The organism is Microbispora oryzae, assembly GCF_017896165.1.
GTDB classification, from domain to species: domain Bacteria; phylum Actinomycetota; class Actinomycetes; order Streptosporangiales; family Streptosporangiaceae; genus Microbispora; species Microbispora oryzae.
In genome coordinates, this window is the sequence record NZ_JAFCNB010000010.1 from 1 (window position 1) to 20370 (window position 20370).

Sequence of the window (20370 nt, forward strand, 5' to 3'; positions counted from 1 at the left end):
CATCGATCACACAGAGCAGCGGACTCCCTTCCGAAGCGTCCGACAGCAAACTCAGCACCGCCAGCCCGACCAGGAACCGTTGAGGCGGCGTTCCCCCTCGCATCCCGAACACCGTCTCCAGCGCCTCACGCTGCGGCAGGGGAAGCCCCTTCAACCGATCCAGCAGCGGCATGCATAACTGGTGCAAGGTGGCGAAGGCCAGTTCCATCTCGGACTCGACACCGGCCGCGCGCAGCACCCGCATGCCGGTCGCCGAGCTCTCCACATACTCCAGCAGCGCCGACTTCCCGACCCCCGGCGCGCCGTGCACGACGAGCACGCGGCTCTCTCCCATGCGGACAGCCGCGATCATCTGATCGAGAAGAGCGCACTCCGCCACCCGCCCGAGCAACCCGATGTTGTCATCGTGCCCGGCGCCCCGCTTACCTTGGTCCACGATCCCGGCCTCATTTGCGATAGGACGACTCTGAACACACCCAGGACACATTGATGTTTCTCAGCGTGACCGGACTCGGGCAGTAGGGCATTCCTCGCCAGAAGCGACCACGTTCGGGCGGACACGCGGACGAACAGCTACCCCCAGAAATAGGCGCGGAGCTTCCAGTAGAGGGCGTCTCACCACAAGATCCTCGTGATCGCCTATCCTGCCACGCCCGACCTCCCCGGTGAACTGGTCCGCCACCTCGGCCGCCGGCCGGGACCCGCCGCACACTTCGGGGTAGGGCCAGCCCCACCCCGAAGTGTGCGGCACACCCCGATGACCCGGCCGCTCCGCTGCGGAACAGTGGTCCGCATGGCAGCACCATCACACCCGGCGCCCGCGCGCGAGCCCGGCACGGCTCGCGGGTCCGTGCTCGTCGCCCTCGCCGTGTTCCTCGTCGCCGCCTTCGTCGTCGCCCCGCGCACGCTGGCGGCGATCAGGCCGAGCGGCGGCTACGCCGGTCAACGCGACCTCATCGAAGCCCTCCGTGAGGCGTTCGTCGACTATTGGAGTTCCGGCAACCGGGATTTCTCCCCGGGCTTGGAGAGGGTTGTCGATTACTGGTTCCGTTACCACGTCGCGAAGGGCGCGATCGCTGCGATCTTGTTGATCGTGCTCGTCGTGCTCGGCGTTCTCTTCTGGACGGCGTTCCTGAGAGACAGCGGTCTCAGGCCGGGAAGGAGAGCCGCCCTCGCGTCGGCCGGCGTTCTCGTCACGGTGCTCGCGGTGTTCTCGTTGGTGGTGGTGATGGCCAACGTCCAGGGGGCGGTAGCGCCCTTCGCCTCGCTGTTGCCGATGCTGCCGGTCGCCGCATCCGACGGAAAGCTCGCCGATACGCTCGATCAAGTCAGGCAGCGACTGGCTCACCCCATGAGTGCGGGTGACCGAACCCTGCCCGCCCTCGATGTGATGATCAGCGACTTCTCCCGATATCACGTGGCGATGGCCGTGGTCGCGGCGATCGTGGCGGTCGTCCTCATCGGCTTGAGCGCGGTGTGGTGGAAGAGGTTCGCGAGAACGCGGTCCTCCGACAGGCGGACGAGGCGCGTGTTGGCGTCGTTCGGTGTTCTCTCGGCGTTGTTGTCGCTGGTCGTGGTGGTCATCGCCGTGGCGAACACGACCACCGCGGCGGACCCGGCGCCGGCGCTCCTGGCCTTCTTCGAAGGCGGATGGTGACGCACCGCGCGCGATCATCTTCCCGCCCTGATCCACGTCGCCGCCGGTACGACCGGCCGAGCCGCCCGACGGGGGTGGGCGGCCCGGCCGGCGAAGCAGCCGGGCACCACCCTCGATCCCGGAGGGCCTCCGGCGACTACTTGATCGTGATGTCGGACAGGTCGACCGTGATCGGGACCCAGGAGAGATCCGGCGTGCCGTCCTCGTTACGGGTGTGTATGTGCCGCTTGGTGGCGACAGGGATGCCGTCGACGACCTCGTGGGCCCGGATGTAGTGGGCGACCGGGGTCTGGCCGTTCACGTCAGGCTGGTAGTCGAGCCGCCGCAGCAGCCCCGAGTCGTCGTAGTAGTACAGCTGGGTGGCGTTGTGCGTGTGGATCGATGGCGGGTACGTGACGCTCAGGACCCGCCACTTCTCGCCGTTCTCCGTCCAGGGCTCGATCTCGTGCGCCTCGACGCCGGCCCAGGTGAAGATGTACGGCTCGACAAGGTAGTGCCAGGTCGCGTAGCCGCGGAAGTAGGCGATCTGGCCGAGGTTCCACGGAGTCTCGGGCGTGTAGCCGGTGAAGGCGGAGCGCGGCCGGTGCAGGTCGGCCAGCACGTCGCCGTCGGCCCCGGTGACGGTGACCCGGTCCTGCTCGCGGTCGAAGACCACCGTGCGGCCGGTCGACTGCTGGTGCTGGACGAGGCGTTCCTTCTGCAGGTCGGCCTCGACGAGGTCGTCGCCGACGAAATCGGCATGCCCCTTGAACTCCCAGAAGGGGCCGCCGTACGCGATGCGCGCGGTGAGGGTCGAGAGATTCTTCCAGCGCTCCAGGCCACCGTGTGCCTCGAGGACGCGAGAGACCAGGTCGTTCATTACCACTCCTAAATCAGGACCAGTTGGTCCTCGCACAGTATCAGCTGGTCCTGACATGTAAAGTTGTTCTGTGTCACAGCGAAGCTATGAGGACTCCTGCGGGACCGCGCTGGCGCTCGATGTCATCGGGGAACGATGGGCCCTGCACGTCGTGCGGGAGCTGATCTTCGGGCCGAAGCGTTTCCGCGACCTTCGCAGAGCCCTCCCCAACGCCAGCCAGAACGTCCTCAGCCAGCGTCTGCGCGAGTTGGAGAGCGATGGCGTGGTCCGGCGCGTGGAGCTGGGGCCGCCGGTCAGTGCCCACGTCTACGAGCTGACCGACCGGGGCCGCGACCTCGAGCCGGTGCTGATCGCCCTGGCGCGCTGGGGCGCGCACCAGCCGGAGCCGGACGGCGCGACGATGAGCACCGACGCGTTCATGCTGTTGCTGAAGGCCCTCCATCGCCCCCAGGCAGGGGACGTTTCCGAACTGGCCATCCGCCTGGCGGTCGCCGTCGACACCTTCGACATCGTCGTGACGCCGTCCGCGGTGACTGTCGTTCGCGGCGGGCAAGGCGCCGTCCAGGCGACGGTGCGCGGCAGCGTGCCCACGCTGTTGAGCCTGATCTTCACCGACCGCACGGTTGTCGAGGCGGCCGATTCCGGTGACGTGACCGCGACCGGAGATATCGAGGCGGCCCAGCGGTTCTTCCGGCGTTTCGGCATCTGAGGCCGCCCTGCCCCGGCGAGTGCCGAACCGGACACGGTCAAGGCCGCGGCGCGCTCAGGGGCGCGTCGCGGCTGGTCACATGGGAGGCGGGCCGAGGATCTGGTGGCCGTAGCGCTGGCCGGCCTCGATCAGGCGGGGGACGTCGGGCGGGGTGGGGGCGGGCAGGCCGGGGTGTTCGGCGGGGCGGCCGAGTTCGGCGATGAACTGCTCGAATCCCGACGGCGTGGTGATTTGCAGGCCGCGCACGGGCCCGTCGGCGACGATGAAGGAGTGCGGTATGCGGCGGGGCAGGAAGGCGAAGTCGCCGGGTCCGGCGGTCCAGTGGTGATCGCCGCAGTCGATGGTGATTCTGCCCTCGAGGATGTAGAACGCCTCGTCCTCGCGGTCGTGGATGTGCTGAGGCGGCCCGAAGCCGGCGGGGGCCGACCACTCGATGAGGGTGAAGGCGCCGCCGGTCTGGTCCGCGCCGGCCTTCACGGTCATGCGGGTGTCCAGGAACCACAGGTGAGAACCGTCGGCAGGGGTGAGTAAATAGCCGGTGGGGTCGAAGCTCATCAGGCGTCCTCGGGGTCGTCCTGGGCTGGGTGGTAGAAGCGGATCTCGATGCCGTCGGGATCGTGCAGGCCGACCAGCACCTGGCCCACGTGTCCTGTGACGATGCCGCCGTGCGGCTCGGCCAGGTCGTCCAGTCGCTGCTGCCAGTCCTTCAGGTCACGCAGGGTGGGCACGCACAAGGCCATCGGGTCGAATCCGGCCATCGCGGCGGCCCGTACCGGGTCTTGACGCAGGGCCACATCGACGACGTCGTCCGCGTCGCGGAGGGCGACGCCCATGAGCGTGCCGTCTTCGACGAACTCGATGAAGACGCGCAGGCCCAATACGCGCTCGTACCAGTCTCGGCTGCGTTCGACGTCGGTTACGGGGAGTTTGACGTGATGGAAGCCGTTGAGTGTCGCCGCCATGGGCACCTCCGGGGGGGTCTCACTAGAGTTGTCTCTAGTGAGTTTCTCTGTAGTAGGCTCTAGCGAATGAGCGATCCTGTCAAGAGCGCGACCGGACAGGGCACCCGCCGAGCCGCTCAGGCCCGCGCCACCCGGAGGCGGATCACCGACGCCGCGCGGGAGCTGTTCCTGCGGCAGGGGTACGCGTCGACCACCCTGGATCAGATCGCCGCGGCGGCCGGGGTCGCGGTGCAGACGGTGTACTTCCACTTCGGCAACAAGGCCACGGTTCTCAAAGAGATCGTCGATGTGCTGTCGGCCGGCGACGACGAGCCGATACCGATGCTGGAGCGGCCCTGGGTGCAGCAGGTACGCGACGAACCAGACGGCCGACGGGCGCTGGCGATCTGGCTGTCCAACAGTCGCGTCATCTTCGGCCGCGTGGCACCGATCATGAAGGTCGTCCGCGACGCCGCCGGCGCCGACGCCGAGATGGCCGCGCAGTGGGAGACCAATCAGAACCAGCGTTTCCTCGCCCACCACACTCTCGCGCGGCAACTCGCCGACAAGCGGGCCCTGCGCCCGGACCTGTCGACCGAGGAGGCTGCCGACGTCATCTTCACCGTGGTCAGCTTCGAGGTCTACCTCTTACTCACCGGCGTACGCGGGTGGACGCCCGATGCGTGGGAGCGCTGGATCAACGAGACCCTCGCCGCCGCGATCTTGCACTGAGGGCCGAACGACCGCCCAAAGATAGGATGACTCCCCCGGCAGCCAGGGGCGCGCCTACGGTCGCCGCGCCGACCTTCCTGCTGATGAAAGTTTCACCGACCCCCCGAGAGCATCGTCGGCCGTCCTGGAGACCGGGACCAGACTACGCGGCGTTCGTGATCGTTCCTTGACGCAAGACAAATGACGTCTTACGTTGCACCGAACGAGCCCCATTCATGGGATGTTTCCCCGACAAATCGAATCGGTTCAACCCGCCACAGGAGCTTCGATGAACATGCCGCTGAACCGTCGACGCTTCATCGCCACCACGGCGGCGACCGTCGGCGCTGCCGCGCTTCCTTCAGCGATCTTCTCTGACCGAGCGGCCGCCGCCGTGCCACCGCAGCTGACGCTGCCGCAGCGCGGCATCTACGACACGGCCGCCGCCACGAGTTGGACCGATGCCTTCCTGACCGGCAACGGCGAGTACGGGGCCATGCTCTACGGGGCGCCCGCCCTGGAGAAGGTCGTCTTCACGCATCATCGGTTCGTGCTGCCGAACGGCACCCGCAACCTGGCTCCGCCGGTGCTGTCGGGCCGGCTGGCGGGGGTCAGGGACAAGGCGCTTGCCGGTGACTTCAACGGTGCCACCGGCGACTTCACTTCGGGCTGGTCGCTGCGCTGGACCCAGACCTTCCATCCGGGCTATGAGCTGCAGATCAGCACCCCGGGGATGACGACCGTCAACAACTACGGCCGGATCACCGATTTCCGGACCGGGGAGGTCACCTCGACCTGGACCGACAGTTATGGCGGGTGGACGCGCCGGGCTTTCGCCTCCCGAGCCGACAGGGTCATCGTTCACGAACTCACTCCCGCGCCGGGGCGGACGATCGACACCACGCTGAGCGTCAACACGGCCCTGAGCGGCGTGCCGGGGTCCGTCGGCTTCACCACCCTGGCCACGGTCGGCAACGGTGACGGCTACCTGAACCTACGGGGCACATACCCCGCCGGGCAGGGGGCGTTCGGCTACGAGGGCGTCACCCGGGTGGTCGCGACCGGCGGCTCGGTACGGGCGAGCGGGTCGACCATCGTCGTGGCCGGGGCGACCAAGCTCGTGCTGCTGACCAAGCTCGACCGCTACGAGTCGTCCACCGCCTGGGACGGGAAACCCCTGCACACGGCGCTGGCCGCGCTGAGCGCCGACTACGCGGCGCTGCTCGCGCGGCATACCGCCCTGCACACCCCGCTGTACGACCGTTCACGCCTCGACCTGAACGTCAGCGCCGCCGATCGGCAACTGTCGACCAGCGAGCTGATCGGCCGGCAGAATTCCAACCGCAACGTCATCGACCCCGCCTTGCTGGAGCGGATGTACGACTCCGGCCGTTACCTGTTCCTCAGTTCAAGCGGCGTCCTGCCGCCGCGGCTCACCGGTCTGTGGACGGGCGCCTGGGACGCGGCGTGGGCCGGCGACTTCACCACCGACGCCAACGTCAACTTCCAGGTCGCCGCCGGCAACATCCTGTCCCTCACCGAAGCCATGGACGGTTACTTCAACCTGATCCTCGGCCAGATCGACGACTGGCGCACCAACGCCAGAAACCTCTACGGCACCCGCGGCCTGCTCGCTCCCTCCCGGACGGACGGCGAGTACGGCAAGATGCTGCACTTCGACGGCGGGTTCCCCGGCCACACCTGGATCGGCGGCGCCGACTGGCTGCTCTATCCGCTGCTTGAGTACTACCAGGTCACCGGCGACGCCACCTTCTACCGCACCAAGCTCGCCCCGGTCCTGATCGAGCTCGCGCTGTTCTATGAGGACTTCCTCACCCGCACCGACGCCAACGGCAAGGTCGTCTTCGTACCGTGCTTCTCCATGGAGAACAGCCCCGGCAACACCGGCAGGCAACTGTCGATCAACGCGACCGGCGAGATCGCCGCAGGCAAGCACGCGCTGCAGGCCGCCATCGAGGCCGCCAACTTCCTCGGCACCGAGCAGGGCGCAGGCCAGGGCGTGCAGCGCTGGACCGCCTTGCTGGCCAAGATGCCCGACTATCGGATCAACGGCGACGGGGCGCTCGCGGAATGGTCGTGGCCCAGCCTGACCGACCGGTACAACCACCGTCACGTACAGCACATGTACCCGGTCTGGCCGCTGCACGAGATCAACCCCGAGGACAAGCCCGACCTGATCCGCTACGCGAGCCGCGCCCTGGATCTGCGGGGGGACGAGGGAGGGGAGGCCCACGGGGCCATCCACCGCAGCCTCGCCCGGGCCCGGCTCAAGGACGGCGCCGGTGTCTACGGCAACCTGCGGAAGATCCTGGGCAACAACATGGTCTTCCGGTCGCTGATGACCTCGCACAACCCGAACCTGTCGATCTACAACGCCGACGCCGCCAACTCGCTGCCCGCGATCCTCGCTGAGGCGTTGGTCTACACCAGGCCCGGCATCCTTGAGTTGCTGCCCGCGCTGCCCGACCAGTTCGCCAAGGGCACGATCACCGGCGTGCGCGGCCGCAACCGCATCCGGATCGAGTCGCTCACCTGGGACATCGGCGCCCGGACCGTCACCGCCACCGTCGTCTCCGACATCACCCAGACCGTGACGCTGATCTGCCGGCGCGGGATCACCTCCATGACCACCAGCGCAGGCGTCGCCACCTCACCATTGGGCAGCCATGCCCGGCAGGTGTCACTGACCGCGGGTACGACGACCCAGATCGCCATCGAACTGGGCGCCGGCGGCCCGTCCACCGGCGTCGTCCGGCTGGTCAACCGCAACAGCGGCAAGGTGCTGGACGTCTACGGCGGCTCCACCGCCGACGGCGCCGCCATCGTCCAGTGGCCCTGGACCGGCGGGACCAACCAGCAGTGGCGAATGACGCAGAACTCCGACGGCTCGTTCCGGCTGACCGGCCTTGGCAGCAGCAAGGCCCTCACCAGCCCGAACGCCAACCAGGGCACCGCCCTCGTCCAGATGACCGACACCAACGGCACGAACCAGCGGTGGAAACTCGTTCCCGCGGCCACGAGCGGCTACTACCGGCTCGTCAACGTCGGCAATGGACTATGCGCGGACGTCGAAGGCGGCTCCACCGCCGACGGCGCCCGGATCATCCAATGGCGCGAGAACGGCGGCACCAACCAGGAATGGCAGGTCATCACCGTGTGACGGCGACATCGCGTTGGCGCGGGCCGGCGGCCCAAGGACGAGGTTGACTTCGCCGAAGTCCTGCCCGCGCTCGACGGCGTACGGCGTCGCTGGTTGGATGAGGCTCTCGCGGTCGAACACGGCGATCACCCGTGGCGTCAGCGGCTGCGGGTCTGACCGGGAGGACGCGTGTATCTGCCCTTCGATGCTGTGCTGTGCGACTTCGACGGTGTGATCCGCTTCTATGACCAAGCCGAGGTGGCCGAGCTGGAAGGCACCTTCGGTGTTGAGCCGGGCGTGACGGCGAGGGTCGCCTTCGCGCCACACATAGACGGTCCCGCGCTGCTGGGGAAGGCCACCGTGGAGCAGTGGGCGGACTCGGTGATTGCCGAACTCGCCACGCAGGTTCCGTCCGAGCAGGCCCGAAAGCTGGCAGAAGCGTTCGCCGGGGCGCCGTTCTGGGCCGATCAGAGCGTCCTTGACGAGCTGCGCCAGGCTCAGACGCATGTCCCCGTGGTTCTGGTATCGAACGCGACGCTCCAGTTGGAGGAGGACCTGGTCGGGCTCGGGCTGGCCCACTTCTTCGATGACGTTGTCAGCAGCGCGCGCGTCGGGCTGGCCAAGCCGGATCCGCGGATCTACCAGATCGCGGCCGAACGGGCGGGGGCCAGCCCGCAACGGTGCCTGTTCGTCGACGACCGGGCGGAGAACGTGGAAGCAGCGGTCGCTCTCGGCATGACGGGGGTGCTCTATCGCGAGATGGCGGATTTGCAGCGCGCGCTGGCTGTATCGCCGAGTCGGCCCGCGATGGACTGACATGCTCACAGGTCGTCCTCCTGGTACGTGGTGAGCTCTCCTTAGGCGGCTCAAAGGCGAGCGCATGGCCAAACGTGAGCAGCTCGCCATCCTGGAGGCGCAACCACCGCGGCAGGACCACGCGGAAGAGTCGCTCGACCGACTCCCCCTCCTGACCGCCGACCTCGCGGACGCTCCTGAGGAACTCCAGCGCGAGCTGTTCGAGGTCTTCCACCTGGAGGTCCGCTACGACGCCCGCGCGAACACCGCCCTGATCAGGGTCACGCTGGACAGCGACACGGTCAGTGACATCGTCAGCCCTGAGCGAGAGGGTAGTAGGCAACCCGTCACCGTCAGACAGGCCCCAAGCATCCGTGCTCGGTGACGTCACCAGCTCAGGTGACCGCGAGCATGCCTGCCCGCCTATGGCCTCGACCTCTGATGGCAGCCCGGCAAACGATCCCGCGGACGCGAAAACGGGCACCCTTTGCCCCGATATGAGGGTGGATGCCCGTAGCGCGGATCTGTTGGTGCCCCCTGCAAGATTCGAACTTGCGCTCCCGGCTCCGGAGGCCGGTGCTCTATCCCCTGAGCTAAGGGGGCTCAACCGCAGATAAAGGCTACCAGCACCTGGGGGGCTCTCGTCACATCAATTGATCGTGATGGATCTCTCCTCGGCCCGGATGGGCAAAACCGCGCGCCCGAGGCCCGGCACCGGCTAGCTTTGCCGCCGTGAGCGAGCGTTTGGGTCGTGTGCTGGTGGTCGACGACGACGAGGTCATCCGGCAGCTCATCACGGTCAATCTGACCCTTGAGGGGTTCGAGGCGCACACCGCGTCCGACGGGCAGGACTGCCTCGACCGGATCCGTGAGGTCGACCCGGTGCTGGTCACTCTCGACGTGATGATGCCGCGGCTGGACGGCTGGGAGACGGCGGCCCGGCTGCGCCACGACCCGGAGACCCGCCACATCAAGATCGTTCTGATTACGGCACGGGCCCAGGACGAAGATCGGCGGCGGGGCTTCGACATCGGAGTGGACGCCTACCTCACGAAGCCCTTCGACCCCGCCGAACTGATCGAGATAGTGCACGATCTCGCGAAGGCCGGCGCCTGACGCTCCGGCGCGTCGCGACGCGAGCGAAGCTGAACGACGATCTACCGGCCCGGCGGTGGAACATGATGTCCGCCGGGGTAGGGCGCAGAAGGGTCCCGGAGCAGGCCGACCGGCGTCGCGCGGCGGCTGACCACCGTGGATCGACCTGGTCGGCCGGCCAGCAGTGTCCCTGGCGGCCACCGGACGAGCGGGCCGTCCGCCCGCCCGCATCGCCTTTTCTCATCTCGCTGAGCGAGCACGTCCTCGTCCCGGCGTGGAGCGGCTGACGCCGCGCCGCCGAGCGGCTCCGCATGCTTCGCGACAGGTGCCGTGCACCGTCGGCGACGATGCGCGCCGCGCCTCCGGCCAAACTGGCGCGGCGCCCGTGAGCCCTCCTGCCGCCGGAAGCGGCGGCACCGGTGACGAGCGGAGGGAGCATCCGATGACCGATCCACGACTGCGTCCGCACCTTCCGGGCGACCTGCGCCCATCTCCGCGGCGGCTGATGCTGGGCGTCGCCGCGGCACTGGCGGTCGCCACGGGGGCCGGGGTGACCACCGCGGCCACCTCTGGGCAGCCCCAGCACGCCACGGCGCAGCACCTGCAGCCGTCGCCGGGACCGAACGGCGGCCCGGGGAGTTACCAGACCTTCACCAGCCAGACCGGGACCGTCTCGGCCGTCCAGCAGAATTCGATCACGGTGACGGGCGACGGCGGCAGCCGGACCTACGCCGTCGACGAGAACACCCGCGTGTTCGCCGGACCCGGCGGTCTCAACGGCGTCAAGTCGGGCGACACGGTCTGGGTCGTCGGAACCCCGCAGGGCAACCCGCCGAGGGCGATGCTCCTCGTCGACGTGAGCCGGCCACAGTGGCCGGGTGCGACCGGAGGCGGCACCGCCCCGGCGCAGCCGTCGCCGCCCACGCAGCCGACGCCACCGCCGCCCGGCCAGCCGGCTCCTCCGCCGGAGTCTGGGCCGGAGGGGTCGATGGCCCCCAGCGGCCCGGAGTCACCTCCGGAGACCATCGAACCGACCGAGTGAGAGCCGCCCGAACGAGAGCCGCCCGAACGAGAGCCGGCCGAACGAGAAGCGGGCGAACGAGACCCGGCCGGGTGAGACGCGACCGGCGTGACGTCGCAGGCGTGAAACGTCAGCCGAGCGCGCCGGGGATCCGGTCGAGTACGTCGAAGGGGACCAGGCCGTAGGCGGTGAAGTCGACGGCCTGCGCCCCGCCCGTACGCGCCGCGCGGGCCTTGGCGGCGAGCCGCTCGCCGGAGTCGGTGTCCGGCACGCCGGGCCGCAGGACGACGCGTAACTCCCGGTTCTTGCCGATGGACCGGCGGTACGCGGCGGCGTCCTCGGCCACCCTCGCCGGATCCCTGGCGTAGGCGAGCACGGCGAACGACGGCACGAGGTCGCCGAGCGCGATCAGGTCCACGCCCGACTGCCAGGCGTCGTGCGCGGCCAGGCCCGCGGAGGGACGGCCGTCGGCATGGCCCTTGTAGGCCCCCGTGGGATCCATGAAGGTGAGCGTGGAGCCCTCGGCGGCCACCACGGAGGAGACCTCACCCACGAGCGAGGTGACGCTCTCCGACCGGGCCCTCGCGTAGGCCACCACCTCGGGCCCGGCGTACGCGGTCAGGGCCGCTCGGGTCACCTCGCCCTGGGCCGGCGGGTCGCCGTCCAGCACGCCGGAGACGATCCTCGCGCACTCCTGCCGGGCCGCCTCCGGGTTGACGCCGAGGTCGGCCGCGCGGCGCATGCAGGCGTCGCAGAAGCACAGCCCGAAGAGGAACGCGTCCATCGGGCCGAGGGCGACGAGGCAGCGCTCATGGCGTCCACCCAGCCCGAACGGCGCGAAGTGGAGCGATTCGGCCACCACCGAGTCGACCCCCTGCCGGGCTACGGCGCGGGCGAGGGCCACCGCGTACGACCGCACGTCGGGCTGGGAGGGGCACAGATCGGCCGGTGACCCGCGGTCGCCGAAGCAGTTGCGCACGGTCAGGTCGAGATTGGCCAGGCCGAGGGTGGGGTTGTGCATGAACACCGTCCAGCCGTGCAGTCGCAGGCCGCGTTCGGCACAGGCCGTGCGGATCTCGTCGAGTGGCCGTTCCCCGGCCCAGGGCTGGACGGGCGGCGTCAGCCGGAGATCGGCGAACAGCTCGTCCGGAGGGGGGAAGTGCACCCCGTCCCCGCGCAGCGTCAGCCGGGTGGCGCCGTGCGGCGTCACGTCCCTGGCCTGGTGGTAGGCGGCGGTGACGGTCACGCCTTTCACGCCGTACGCCGAGACCCGGTCGAGGACCTTGTCCACGCCCTCGCCGCGCAGGTCCTCGACGAAGACGTACAGAGCGCTGTCCATGGTCAACGGCCCTTGCCCGCCATGAAGTCGATTTCGACGAGGATGTGCGACGCCCCCTCAGACGTCCGGATCTCCCGCTTTCCACCCATTGCACCGCTCCTGCGAAAATCACGTCGTCAGAAATCGTCAGAAACACGCAGTGATCAAATCAGCCACGACACCGTCGCCGCCGACCACCGAAAACACCGCCACCTTCTCACACCAGGGCGGGACGGGCGGTGGGGAGAGATCATGACGGGCCGGCGCAGATCGCCCCGCTCTCCAGGGGCCGCCGGTCGAGCAGGGCGCGGGCGCGGGCCCGGGCCAGGTTCCAGCCGCTCCAGCCGTCGGGCACGTTGAGGCGCGTTCGCGTGACGACGTCGCGGAGGATGCAGGTCCGGGTCGGCTCGGGCAGCCGGTCGAGCATCGGCACGGCCTCCGCGCTGAGCCACGTCAGATAGGCACGGTCGAGCAGGGCGACCCCCCGGATCGACACCTGGGTCTCGGCGACCCGGGCGTCCGGGTTCCACGAGGCGAACACGAGCACGGCCGTCCCGGTGACCAGCACGAGGGTCCGGAACAGCCAGGCCGTCCGCCGGCCCCACAGCCGCACCGCGCCCGCCGCCAGGACCAGTACGAACACCGCGCCGAGCCACCAGATGGCCGCCCCCACCGCCGCCCGCAGCCGCGACAGCCCGTACGCGTCGGTGTAGAGCCCGAGGCGGTGCAGCGCCGAGGCCAGGATGACGAGCGTGAACGCGCACAGCAGGCCGAGCAGCGCGGCCAGCAGCAGCCGTTCGGCCCTGGTCCGCAGCCGCAGCAGGGCCACCGCGGCGGCCACGACGCCGAGCACGAGGACGCTGACCGCGACGAGCTCGAAGAAGCCCGTCCTCGCGTACTGCGCGTAGGTGAGCCCGGCGGTGGACAGAACCTGCCGATCTCCACCGAACAGCACCGCGATCTGCACGGTGACGAACACCGCGAACAGCCCGTTGAGGCCGAGCAGCGGGATCGCCCACAGGGCTCTGCCCATGCGCATCCGCAGGTCGGGCGCCTCCGGCTCGGCCACCGGGCGGAGCGCGACCAGGACGGACGCGGCGACCAGGACGGCGAAGCCCGTGAACAGCACGAGCCGAGTAGGCAGCGTGGTCATCCAGCCGGGCGTCCGGATCAGTCCGTGGACGAAGGACGAGAACACGGCGTCGGCCGCGCTGAACAGGAGGCCGAACAGGCCGAGCAGCACCACGGTGACCACGGCGCTGACCAGGGCGCGGACCGGTTTCCTGCGCCGGGCCAGCCGCCCGAACGGCCCGGAGAGGAACCAGGGCAGCGGGAAGACCGCGAGGACGACGCCCACCCCTCCTCTGATCACGCCCGGCCAGCTCCGCCCGCCGCCCGAGAGGGCGAGCGCGGCGATGCAGAATCCCAGCAGCAGCGCCGGGGCCACCAGCCAGTCGGCGTCCCTGAACAGCGCGACCGACACCAGGGCGTACGCCAGCAGGCCGGCCGACACGGTCCAGGGCGTGAACCTCTCCCTCGGCAGGGCCGGCAGGACGGCCGCCCCCATCGCCACCGCGGTCACCGCCACGCCCAGCCCCACCGGAGCGTACGGCAGCGCGACGGCGGCCAGGATGCCCACGGCGGCGGCGGCCGGCAGCAGCCACGCGGGGGCCGGCGGCAGCTCCGGCCGGGGGAAGAGCGGCGGCGGCACGTAGACGAGCGGATCGGTAGGCCGCCCACCCGGCGGGGCGGGCCCGCCGTCCACAGGATCCTCGCCGTCCACAGCGTTCAGGCCGTCCCCGCCGGCCGGGCGGGGCGTGCGGAACGATCCGAATGACCCGAACGAGCGGAACACGCGGGGCGGAAGCGACCAGCCGGCCACCGCGCCCGCCACCGCCCCGCCGGAGGTGAGCAGCAGCATCAGGACGAGCCCCGCGAAGCCGCCGAGCAGATAGCCGAGGTAGAACGAGCAGAACAGGCCCGCGCCGAACCCGACGATCATGCCAAGGCCGGCGCCGAGGCCCGCCCGGATGGCCGTCGCCGCCGACCGGCGGTCACCGAACGGGCCGCCCCACGCCTCGGCGTCACCGGACGAAGGGACGCCGGACGACGAGACGCCGGACGACGAGACGCCGGACGAGGAGACACCGGACGAGAGGACGCCGGACGAGGAGACACCGGACGACGAGACGCCGGACGAGAGGATGCCGGACGAGAGCGCGCCGGGCACGTCGTCGCCCGTTCGCGCGGCCGGACCCCCGCCGTCACCGGGCAGGACTCCGTCAGAGACCGTGACACCCGCGACCGCGACACCCGTAAAAGTGACACCCGCGGCCGTGACATCCGCGACCGCGACACCTGGAGTCACCGCCGCCGGAACCGGGGTGCGCGGGCTCGCTGTGAGGACGGACCCGGGGAGCTCGACGACCATGCGGCAGCCCTGCGGACGCCCGCCGCTCGCTGGTGCCAGGGGATCGGCCGCCCTGAGGGAGCCGCCGTGCAGCTCGACGATCTCCTTGGCGATGGCGAGGCCGAGCCCCGCTCCCCCGGCGTCGGCGGCCCGGCCCGCGTCCAGCCGGGAGAAGCGCTCGAAGATCCGGGCCCGTTCGCCCGGCGGGATGCCGGGACCTTCGTCGGTCACGCTGATCTCCAGGTCGGCGTGGACCGGGCGGGCGTCGAGCCGGACCGTGCCGCCGGGCGGGCTGTGCCGTACCGCGTTGTCGAGCAGGTTGGCGAGCACCTGGGCGAGCAGCGCGTGATCGGCGAGGATCTCGATCGCCGGGGCCGAGCTCCGCACGGTCACGTCGTCACGGGCGAGGGACGCCTCCGAGGCCGCCTGACGGCACATCGACGCGAGGTCGACCGGCTCGGGTTCGATCAGCCGGGCCCCCGAGTCGAGCCGCGACAGGTCGAGCAGCTGGGTCACCAGACGGCCGAGCCGCTGGGTCTGGGCCAGGGCCGTGCCCAGCGTGTCGAGGTCGGGCGGCGAGACGCCGTCCACGACGTTCTCCAGCACGGCCTGCAGAGCGGTGATCGGCGTCCGCAGTTCGTGGCTCACGTTGGCCACCAGTTCGCGCCGCTGCCGGTCGACCTCGGCGAGGTCGGCGGCCATCGCGTTGAACGCGCGGGCGAGCTCGCCCACCTCGTCCCGGGAGGTGGCCGACACCCGCAGGCCGTACCGGCCCTTGGCGATCGTCTGGGCGGCGGCGGCCATCTCCCTGAGCGGGCGCGTCATGCCGAGGGCGAGCACCTGCACCATGATCAGGGCGAGCGCGACGGCGATCCCGATCCTGAGGTCCCTCGACCATCTTTCGATCAGGCCGACCTCGTTCACCGCGAAGGCCGTCACCACGGCGAGCACGATCACCAGCCCGAGCTTCACCTTGATCCGGCCGAGGAAGTCGAGGGGGCGCCGGACCGGTTCTCGCGCCGCCCGCTGCTCCGCCGCCCGCTGCTCCGCCGTCCGGCCCGGCTGCTGGCCTCGCTGCTGGGCCGGTTGCTCGGCTCGCTGCTGGGCTCGCTGCGGGGCCGGTTGCTGGACCTTGTTCTGGACCTTCTTCTGGACCTTCTTCTGGGCCGGTTTCGGGGCCGGTGTGGCGGTCACGACCGGACGAGGGCGTAGCCGACGCCGTGCACGGTCCGCACCACCTCGGAGCCCAGCTTGCGGCGCAGGGCCCGGACGTGGCTGTCCACGGTCCTCGTGGCCGCCGCCTCGGAGAAGCCCCAGATGTCGGAGAGCAGTTGCTCCCGCTCGAACACCTGGCCGGGCCGTTCGGCGAGCCGCCGCAGCAGGTCGAACTCGGTCCGGGTGAGCTGGGCCTCCGCCCCCCGCACGAAGACGCGGCGCTCGGCGATGTCGATCTCGACGTCGCCGACCCGGATCACGCTGTCCTCGTGCGCGAGCAGGCTCGCCCGTTCGACCCGGCGCAGCAGCGCGTGGATGCGCGCGATGAGCTCCCGCATGCTGAACGGCTTGGTGATGTAGTCGTCGGCCCCCACTCCCAGCCCCACCAGCACGTCGGTCTCCTCGCCGAGCGCCGTCAGCATGAGCACGGGGACCGGGCGGGCGGCCTGGATCCGGCGGCAGACCTCAAGCCCGTCCAGGCCGGGAAGCAGCCGGTCGAGCACCACGACGTCGGGCTCCGCCCGCGCGTACGCGGCGAGCGCCTCCTCCCCGTCGGCCGCCACCCGGACGTCGAAGCCCTCCGCCACCAGCCGGAGCTGCACCGCTCTCGCGATCGTCGCGTCATCCTCCACCACGAGAACGCGCCGTTGCTGCGGGATAGCCATGGAACGACAGCGTAGAACCCCAAGGTGCAGGCCTTCCGTGCAGATGTGTGCAGAAACGGTGCACCGGACAATGTCGGCCGGCTGGGTTACCGTTGCGGCGTGGACGGGATGATCACTGTGACGGGGTACCTGCGGCGCCTGGGCGTCGACGCGGCGGCGCCGAGCGTCGCCGAGCTCTTCCGGCTGCACGCGGCACACGTCGAGCGGGTGCCGTACGAGAATCTGGAGATCTGGCTGGGCCGGCCGACGACCGTCGACCCGGCCGAGTCGTGGCGGCGGATCGTGACGGGACGCGGCGGCTACTGCTTCCACCTCAACGGCGCGTTCTCCCTCCTGCTGAGCAGGCTGGGATATCAGGTCACCCGCCACTACGCGGGCGTGCAGGGACATGGCGCCTCCCCCGGCGCCACCGGCAACCACCTCGCCCTCAGCGTGACCGGGCTGCCCTCGGACGGCAACCCCGGCGGGGCCTGGCTGGTCGACACCGGGCTCGGCGACGCGATCCACGAGCCGCTGCCGCTGGTGGAGGGCGACTACGCGCAGGGCCCGTTCCGTTATCGCCTCCGCGCCTCCGAGGCCGAGCCCGGCGGCTGGCGGTTCGAGCACGACCTCCGCGGCTCGTTCGTCGGCATGGACATGCGGCCGGAGGGCTGTGTGATGGAGGACTTCCTGGATCGGCACCGCCACCTGTCGACGTCCCCCGAGTCGTCGTTCGTCAAGGTGGCGACCGTGCAGCGGCGCGACGCGGCCGGGGTCGACACGCTGACCGGGCTCGTCCTGAAGCGGCTCGGCCCCGAGCCGGTGCCCGCCGTGGACTCGCCGATCGTCCTGGAACGACGGCAGGACTACTTCGCCGCGCTCGCGGACGTCTTCGGGATCACGCTCGACGAGGTCTCCGGCGCGGAGCGGGACGCCCTCTGGGACCGCCTGTGGTCCGCGCACACGCGCTGGCTCGGGGATCGGGCCGGCGTCTGACGAACGACTGACTGGCGGGTCTCCCCGCGGCTCCCTTCCAGTTCCGAGGCTGCTCCACGGCTGCGTCTTTGCCGTCGAAACCGCAGGTAGACGGTTTCGCGCCGTCCTTACGGGTAGCCACAAATATGACTAGAAGGGGGAACAAATGGACCGCCAGCCGACACCGGAAGTGATGAAGGAAAACGACGTCATCGATCTCCTGCTGCGTCAGCACACGATCATCAGGGAGTTGTTCGACGAGGTGGACCGGCACCAGGGCGAAGAGCGCAAGCGCGTCTTCAGCCGCCTCGTGCGCCTGCTGGCCGTCCATGAGACGGCCGAGGAGGAGATCGTCCACCCGTACGCCCGGCGCAAGCTGGTCGACGGCGCGGACATCGTGGACAGCCGCCTGGAGGAGGAGCGCGAGGCGAAGGAGATGCTCTGCCGCCTCGACGACATGGACGTCACGACGCCCGAGTTCGCCCAGGAGCTCAACCGGCTGAGGACCGCCGTCTTCGCCCACGCCGCCGCCGAGGAGCGTTACGAGTTCTCCGAGCTCAAGGCGGCGACGAGCGAGGGCGAGCGGCGCGCCATGGCCGTTGGGGTCAAGGCCGCGGAGGCCATGGCGCCGACTCATCCGCACCCCGGCACCGAGTCGGCCGCCAAGAATTTGCTGCTCGGCCCGCCGATGGCCGTCATGGACCGGGCCCGTGACGTGATCCGCAAGGCGATGGGCAAGTCGGAGTCGGGCCAGGGCTGAGCGACCGGCGCGCGGAGCGGGCGGAGGTCGGCCGCAGCGGACGCGGAACTCGGACGCGGGTGGGCACGTTCTCCTGGACGAGGTAGAAGGAGATGTATCGCGTGGGCTGCCACGCGGTAGGCGTCACCGGCTCCCCGCCCCGGGGGCTCCGACTGGAAAGGCCCGACGATGTCGCCACTCGGCAAGTACTACGTAGGCGCGGGGATCGTGGCGGTGCTCGCCATCGTGCTCCCCATTCCGACGATCCTGACCTGGCTGGTCGTGCTGGGCGTGCTCGGCGCGCCGGTGGTCGCGTACTTCATGCTCGACGAGTCGCAGCGGGCCCGGCTGCGCCGGATCCGCCGCCGTCAGATCGGCGGCTGACCCGGGCCCGCCGCACACAGCGCCGTACACACCGCAGCACGCAGCAGCACGCCGCACCACAGCAGGTAGCACCGCGTAACCGGACGCGTGCCCGGCCCGCCGGGCACGCGTCCCGGCGTGCCCGCAGGCCGGGTAGCAGCGCCGGGATATCAGCGCCGGGATATCAGCGCCGGGATATCAGCGCCGAGATATCAGTGCCTGCCGGAATATGCAGGTGAGGAGGTCAGGCCGAGGCGGTGGCGATCCGCTGCCGGATCTCGACCGTGACGTTCCGCTCCAGGACGAAGGACAGGAACGGGATCGTGCCCGCCAGGAGCACGAGGACCAGGTAGGGCAGGCGCCAGCGGGCCTTCATGCCCAGGTTGAGCGCCGCCACCAGGTAGATCATGTACAGGAACCCGTGGATGGGCCCCACGACGGCGACCATGGTGTCGTCGCCGAAGCCGTACTTGACCACCATGCCGGCACACAGCACGAGCAGCATCACGCCGACGATGTAGGCCATGACACGGTAGAACTTGAGCGCGGATGCCACGTCGATCAATACCTCTGCTGGGAGACGTCACCACACGATATCGCCGCGCCCGGCCGGGTCCGGCGGCGGCACGGGTAAGGGCCCGGCCCGGGGCCTACGTCCTGATCACCGCGGCGGGCTCCGGATCGTCCGCGTCGTCCGCATCGTCCCCGGCCCGGTCCCTCCGCACGCTCTCCCGCACGAAGTGGAACCACATCACGACGGCGAAGGCGGCGAAGATCCACCACTGGGCCGCGTAGGCGAGGTTGCGCCAGTTGAAGCCCACGCCCTCGGTCGGCGGCGGCACGGTGACAGGTGTCGCGGCGGACGGCGGAGCCTGCGTGCTCGCGACCACGAACCCGTCCCGCACCCGGGTGTCCGGCCACAGGTTGATCAGCTGGGCCGTCGAGACGGTCGCCACCTGCCCGTCGGGCAGCGGTCCGCGCCGCGCGACGTCGTCGCCCTGCTCGGACGCCTCAAGCCTCCCGGTCACGGTTACGGACCCGTCCGGAACGGCCGCCGCCGGATCGGCGGGCGAGGCCACCCAGCCGCGTACCACCGGGATGACCGTGCCGTCGGCCAGGCGCAGCGGGGTCAGCAGCCAGAAGCCCGTGCCCTCGGGGCTGCCGGCGTCGGCCGCCCGGCCTGCCACGAGGAGCTGCCGGGAGGCGTCGAACACGCCGTCGGCCGTCACCTTCCTGCTCATCGCGCCCACGTCGAGATGCCGTCCGACCTGCGCGAGGGTGGCGACGGCCACCGGCGCGGGGTCGGCCAGGAGACGTGGCTTCCCCGAGCTCTCGAAGACGCCGAGCTGCCACCGGCCGAGCAGGGTGAAGGACACGAGCACGCCGATCACCAGCAGGTGCAGGGCCACCAGCCGGGGAGCGAACAGGGTCCTGAGCATGGCTACACGCTATCCGCCGGTACGGCCGGGGGCGCAGGCGGAGCCCGGCTCCCACCGTTCCACCAGCCAGGACGCCAGCTCTGCCGAAAAATCCGACAAATCGTCTTCGTGGCGCCTCATGTGTCGCTAGAGTTTGCGCCATGTCCGACCCTCAGATCGACCCGGCGCAGAACACCCAGGCGTTCCGGGCGTTCGCCCAGCAGCAGGACCCCACCTCCGCCAAGGAGGAGCAGACGTCCCGCCTGCCGATATGGATCGCCGCGTCGGCCGCCGTAGTGGTGGTGCTCGCGGTGGCGGCGTATCTCCTCGTCCGCTGACA

General features: G+C 70.2%; 21 protein-coding genes and 1 tRNA gene. 12 read left to right on the plus strand and 10 right to left on the minus strand.

All coding sequences use genetic code 11. The features are described 5' to 3' along the window. Window positions 1–436, minus strand: a 436-nt coding sequence (locus JOL79_RS18910) for an AAA family ATPase (protein ID WP_307848606.1), incomplete at its 3' end; no start/stop codon positions are given. Between the two features lie 414 nt (window positions 437–850). Between JOL79_RS18910 and JOL79_RS18915 the strand changes: the two genes are divergently transcribed. After that, window positions 851–1657, plus strand: a complete 807-nt coding sequence (locus tag JOL79_RS18915; protein WP_210157175.1) for a hypothetical protein — start codon at window positions 851–853, stop codon at window positions 1655–1657. Between the two features lie 136 nt (window positions 1658–1793). On the opposite strand, the gene JOL79_RS18920 is transcribed toward JOL79_RS18915, so the two are convergent. After that, the gene (locus tag JOL79_RS18920) at window positions 1794–2516 is read right to left on the minus strand and encodes a hypothetical protein (RefSeq protein ID WP_210157176.1); all 723 of its coding nucleotides are present in this window, start codon (window positions 2514–2516) and stop codon (window positions 1794–1796) included. 70 nt (window positions 2517–2586) lie between these two features. On the opposite strand from JOL79_RS18920, the gene JOL79_RS18925 reads away from it, so the two are divergent. Next, window positions 2587–3225, plus strand: coding sequence for a winged helix-turn-helix transcriptional regulator (locus tag JOL79_RS18925; RefSeq protein ID WP_210157177.1), 639 nt, complete (start codon window positions 2587–2589; stop codon window positions 3223–3225). A 75-nt stretch (window positions 3226–3300) separates the two neighbouring features. Here JOL79_RS18925 and JOL79_RS18930 read toward each other — a convergent pair whose 3' ends face one another. Next, complete coding sequence (locus JOL79_RS18930; RefSeq protein WP_210157178.1) at window positions 3301–3780, minus strand: quercetin 2,3-dioxygenase; 480 nt, start codon at window positions 3778–3780, stop codon at window positions 3301–3303. After that, complete coding sequence (locus tag JOL79_RS18935; protein WP_210157179.1) at window positions 3780–4187, minus strand: VOC family protein; 408 nt, start codon at window positions 4185–4187, stop codon at window positions 3780–3782. The genes JOL79_RS18930 and JOL79_RS18935 overlap by 1 nt, the downstream gene beginning before the upstream one ends. 66 nt (window positions 4188–4253) lie before the next feature. On the opposite strand from JOL79_RS18935, the gene JOL79_RS18940 reads away from it, so the two are divergent. From JOL79_RS18940 to JOL79_RS18955, 4 genes are all read left to right on the plus strand, one after another. Beyond that, window positions 4254–4898 (plus strand): TetR/AcrR family transcriptional regulator, encoded by a 645-nt coding sequence (locus JOL79_RS18940; protein WP_210157180.1) that lies wholly within the window; start codon window positions 4254–4256, stop codon window positions 4896–4898. Window positions 4899–5166: 268 nt separating this feature from the next. Then, window positions 5167–8058 (plus strand): glycosyl hydrolase family 95 catalytic domain-containing protein, encoded by a 2892-nt coding sequence (locus JOL79_RS18945; protein WP_210157181.1) that lies wholly within the window; start codon window positions 5167–5169, stop codon window positions 8056–8058. A 168-nt stretch (window positions 8059–8226) separates the two neighbouring features. After that, entirely contained in the window at window positions 8227–8853 is a 627-nt protein-coding gene (locus JOL79_RS18950) for an HAD family hydrolase (protein ID WP_210157182.1), read from the plus strand. Between the two features lie 64 nt (window positions 8854–8917). Beyond that, window positions 8918–9217 (plus strand): hypothetical protein, encoded by a 300-nt coding sequence (locus JOL79_RS18955; protein ID WP_210157183.1) that lies wholly within the window; start codon window positions 8918–8920, stop codon window positions 9215–9217. Window positions 9218–9360: 143 nt separating this feature from the next. Here JOL79_RS18955 and JOL79_RS18960 read toward each other — a convergent pair. Next, a tRNA-Arg gene (locus JOL79_RS18960) sits at window positions 9361–9435 on the minus strand. A gap of 129 nt (window positions 9436–9564) precedes the next feature. Between JOL79_RS18960 and JOL79_RS18965 the strand changes: the two genes are divergently transcribed. Beyond that, window positions 9565–9948, plus strand: a complete 384-nt coding sequence (locus JOL79_RS18965) for a response regulator transcription factor (RefSeq protein ID WP_307848607.1) — start codon at window positions 9565–9567, stop codon at window positions 9946–9948. Window positions 9949–10369: 421 nt separating this feature from the next. After that, complete coding sequence (locus JOL79_RS18970; protein ID WP_210157184.1) at window positions 10370–10969, plus strand: hypothetical protein; 600 nt, start codon at window positions 10370–10372, stop codon at window positions 10967–10969. Between the two features lie 109 nt (window positions 10970–11078). Here the strand turns inward: JOL79_RS18970 and JOL79_RS18975 are convergent, their stop codons facing one another. From JOL79_RS18975 to JOL79_RS18985, 3 genes are all read right to left on the minus strand, one after another. Continuing rightward, entirely contained in the window at window positions 11079–12287 is a 1209-nt protein-coding gene (locus JOL79_RS18975) for a hypothetical protein (RefSeq protein WP_210157185.1), read from the minus strand. 229 nt (window positions 12288–12516) lie between these two features. Next, window positions 12517–15870, minus strand: coding sequence for a DUF4153 domain-containing protein (locus JOL79_RS18980; RefSeq protein ID WP_307848608.1), 3354 nt, complete (start codon window positions 15868–15870; stop codon window positions 12517–12519). Continuing rightward, window positions 15867–16556 (minus strand): response regulator, encoded by a 690-nt coding sequence (locus JOL79_RS18985; RefSeq protein ID WP_210157186.1) that lies wholly within the window; start codon window positions 16554–16556, stop codon window positions 15867–15869. The genes JOL79_RS18980 and JOL79_RS18985 overlap by 4 nt, the downstream gene beginning before the upstream one ends. 108 nt (window positions 16557–16664) lie before the next feature. On the opposite strand from JOL79_RS18985, the gene JOL79_RS18990 reads away from it, so the two are divergent. The 3 genes from JOL79_RS18990 (at window position 16665) to JOL79_RS19000 (ending at window position 18633) form a co-directional block, all read left to right on the plus strand. Further along, window positions 16665–17531 (plus strand): arylamine N-acetyltransferase family protein, encoded by an 867-nt coding sequence (locus JOL79_RS18990; protein ID WP_210157368.1) that lies wholly within the window; start codon window positions 16665–16667, stop codon window positions 17529–17531. Window positions 17532–17676: 145 nt separating this feature from the next. Beyond that, on the plus strand, window positions 17677–18270 hold the full coding sequence (locus JOL79_RS18995) for a hemerythrin domain-containing protein (protein WP_230985073.1): 594 nt from the start codon (window positions 17677–17679) through the stop codon (window positions 18268–18270). Between the two features lie 168 nt (window positions 18271–18438). Next, complete coding sequence (locus tag JOL79_RS19000; protein ID WP_210157187.1) at window positions 18439–18633, plus strand: tail-anchor membrane protein; 195 nt, start codon at window positions 18439–18441, stop codon at window positions 18631–18633. 223 nt (window positions 18634–18856) lie between these two features. On the opposite strand, the gene JOL79_RS19005 is transcribed toward JOL79_RS19000, so the two are convergent. Further along, window positions 18857–19168 (minus strand): DUF3817 domain-containing protein, encoded by a 312-nt coding sequence (locus tag JOL79_RS19005; protein ID WP_210157188.1) that lies wholly within the window; start codon window positions 19166–19168, stop codon window positions 18857–18859. Between the two features lie 94 nt (window positions 19169–19262). Then, window positions 19263–20051 carry an SURF1 family protein gene (locus JOL79_RS19010; protein WP_210157189.1) on the minus strand — a complete coding sequence of 263 codons (789 nt, stop codon included), beginning with the start codon at window positions 20049–20051 and terminating at the stop codon, window positions 19263–19265. Window positions 20052–20191: 140 nt separating this feature from the next. On the opposite strand from JOL79_RS19010, the gene JOL79_RS19015 reads away from it, so the two are divergent. Next, window positions 20192–20368 (plus strand): hypothetical protein, encoded by a 177-nt coding sequence (locus JOL79_RS19015; protein ID WP_210157190.1) that lies wholly within the window; start codon window positions 20192–20194, stop codon window positions 20366–20368. The last annotated feature ends 2 nt before the right edge of the window (window positions 20369–20370 follow it).

Excerpts from the sequence above, each read along its gene's own strand:
- JOL79_RS18920 (WP_210157176.1), bottom strand. The coding sequence starts at position 2,516 with ATGAACGACCTGGTCTCTCGCGTCCTCGAGGCACACGGTGGCCTGGAG.
- JOL79_RS18930 (WP_210157178.1), bottom strand. The coding sequence starts at position 3,780 with ATGAGCTTCGACCCCACCGGCTATTTACTCACCCCTGCCGACGGTTCT.
- JOL79_RS18935 (WP_210157179.1), bottom strand. The coding sequence starts at position 4,187 with ATGGCGGCGACACTCAACGGCTTCCATCACGTCAAACTCCCCGTAACC.
- JOL79_RS18940 (WP_210157180.1), top strand. The coding sequence starts at position 4,254 with ATGAGCGATCCTGTCAAGAGCGCGACCGGACAGGGCACCCGCCGAGCC.
- JOL79_RS18945 (WP_210157181.1), top strand. The coding sequence starts at position 5,167 with ATGAACATGCCGCTGAACCGTCGACGCTTCATCGCCACCACGGCGGCG.
- JOL79_RS18955 (WP_210157183.1), top strand. The coding sequence starts at position 8,918 with ATGGCCAAACGTGAGCAGCTCGCCATCCTGGAGGCGCAACCACCGCGG.
- JOL79_RS18970 (WP_210157184.1), top strand. The coding sequence starts at position 10,370 with ATGACCGATCCACGACTGCGTCCGCACCTTCCGGGCGACCTGCGCCCA.
- JOL79_RS18975 (WP_210157185.1), bottom strand. The coding sequence starts at position 12,287 with ATGGACAGCGCTCTGTACGTCTTCGTCGAGGACCTGCGCGGCGAGGGC.
- JOL79_RS18985 (WP_210157186.1), bottom strand. The coding sequence starts at position 16,556 with ATGGCTATCCCGCAGCAACGGCGCGTTCTCGTGGTGGAGGATGACGCG.
- JOL79_RS18990 (WP_210157368.1), top strand. The coding sequence starts at position 16,665 with ATGATCACTGTGACGGGGTACCTGCGGCGCCTGGGCGTCGACGCGGCG.
- JOL79_RS18995 (WP_230985073.1), top strand. The coding sequence starts at position 17,677 with ATGGACCGCCAGCCGACACCGGAAGTGATGAAGGAAAACGACGTCATC.
- JOL79_RS19000 (WP_210157187.1), top strand. The coding sequence starts at position 18,439 with ATGTCGCCACTCGGCAAGTACTACGTAGGCGCGGGGATCGTGGCGGTG.
- JOL79_RS19010 (WP_210157189.1), bottom strand. The coding sequence starts at position 20,051 with ATGCTCAGGACCCTGTTCGCTCCCCGGCTGGTGGCCCTGCACCTGCTG.
- JOL79_RS19015 (WP_210157190.1), top strand. The coding sequence starts at position 20,192 with ATGTCCGACCCTCAGATCGACCCGGCGCAGAACACCCAGGCGTTCCGG.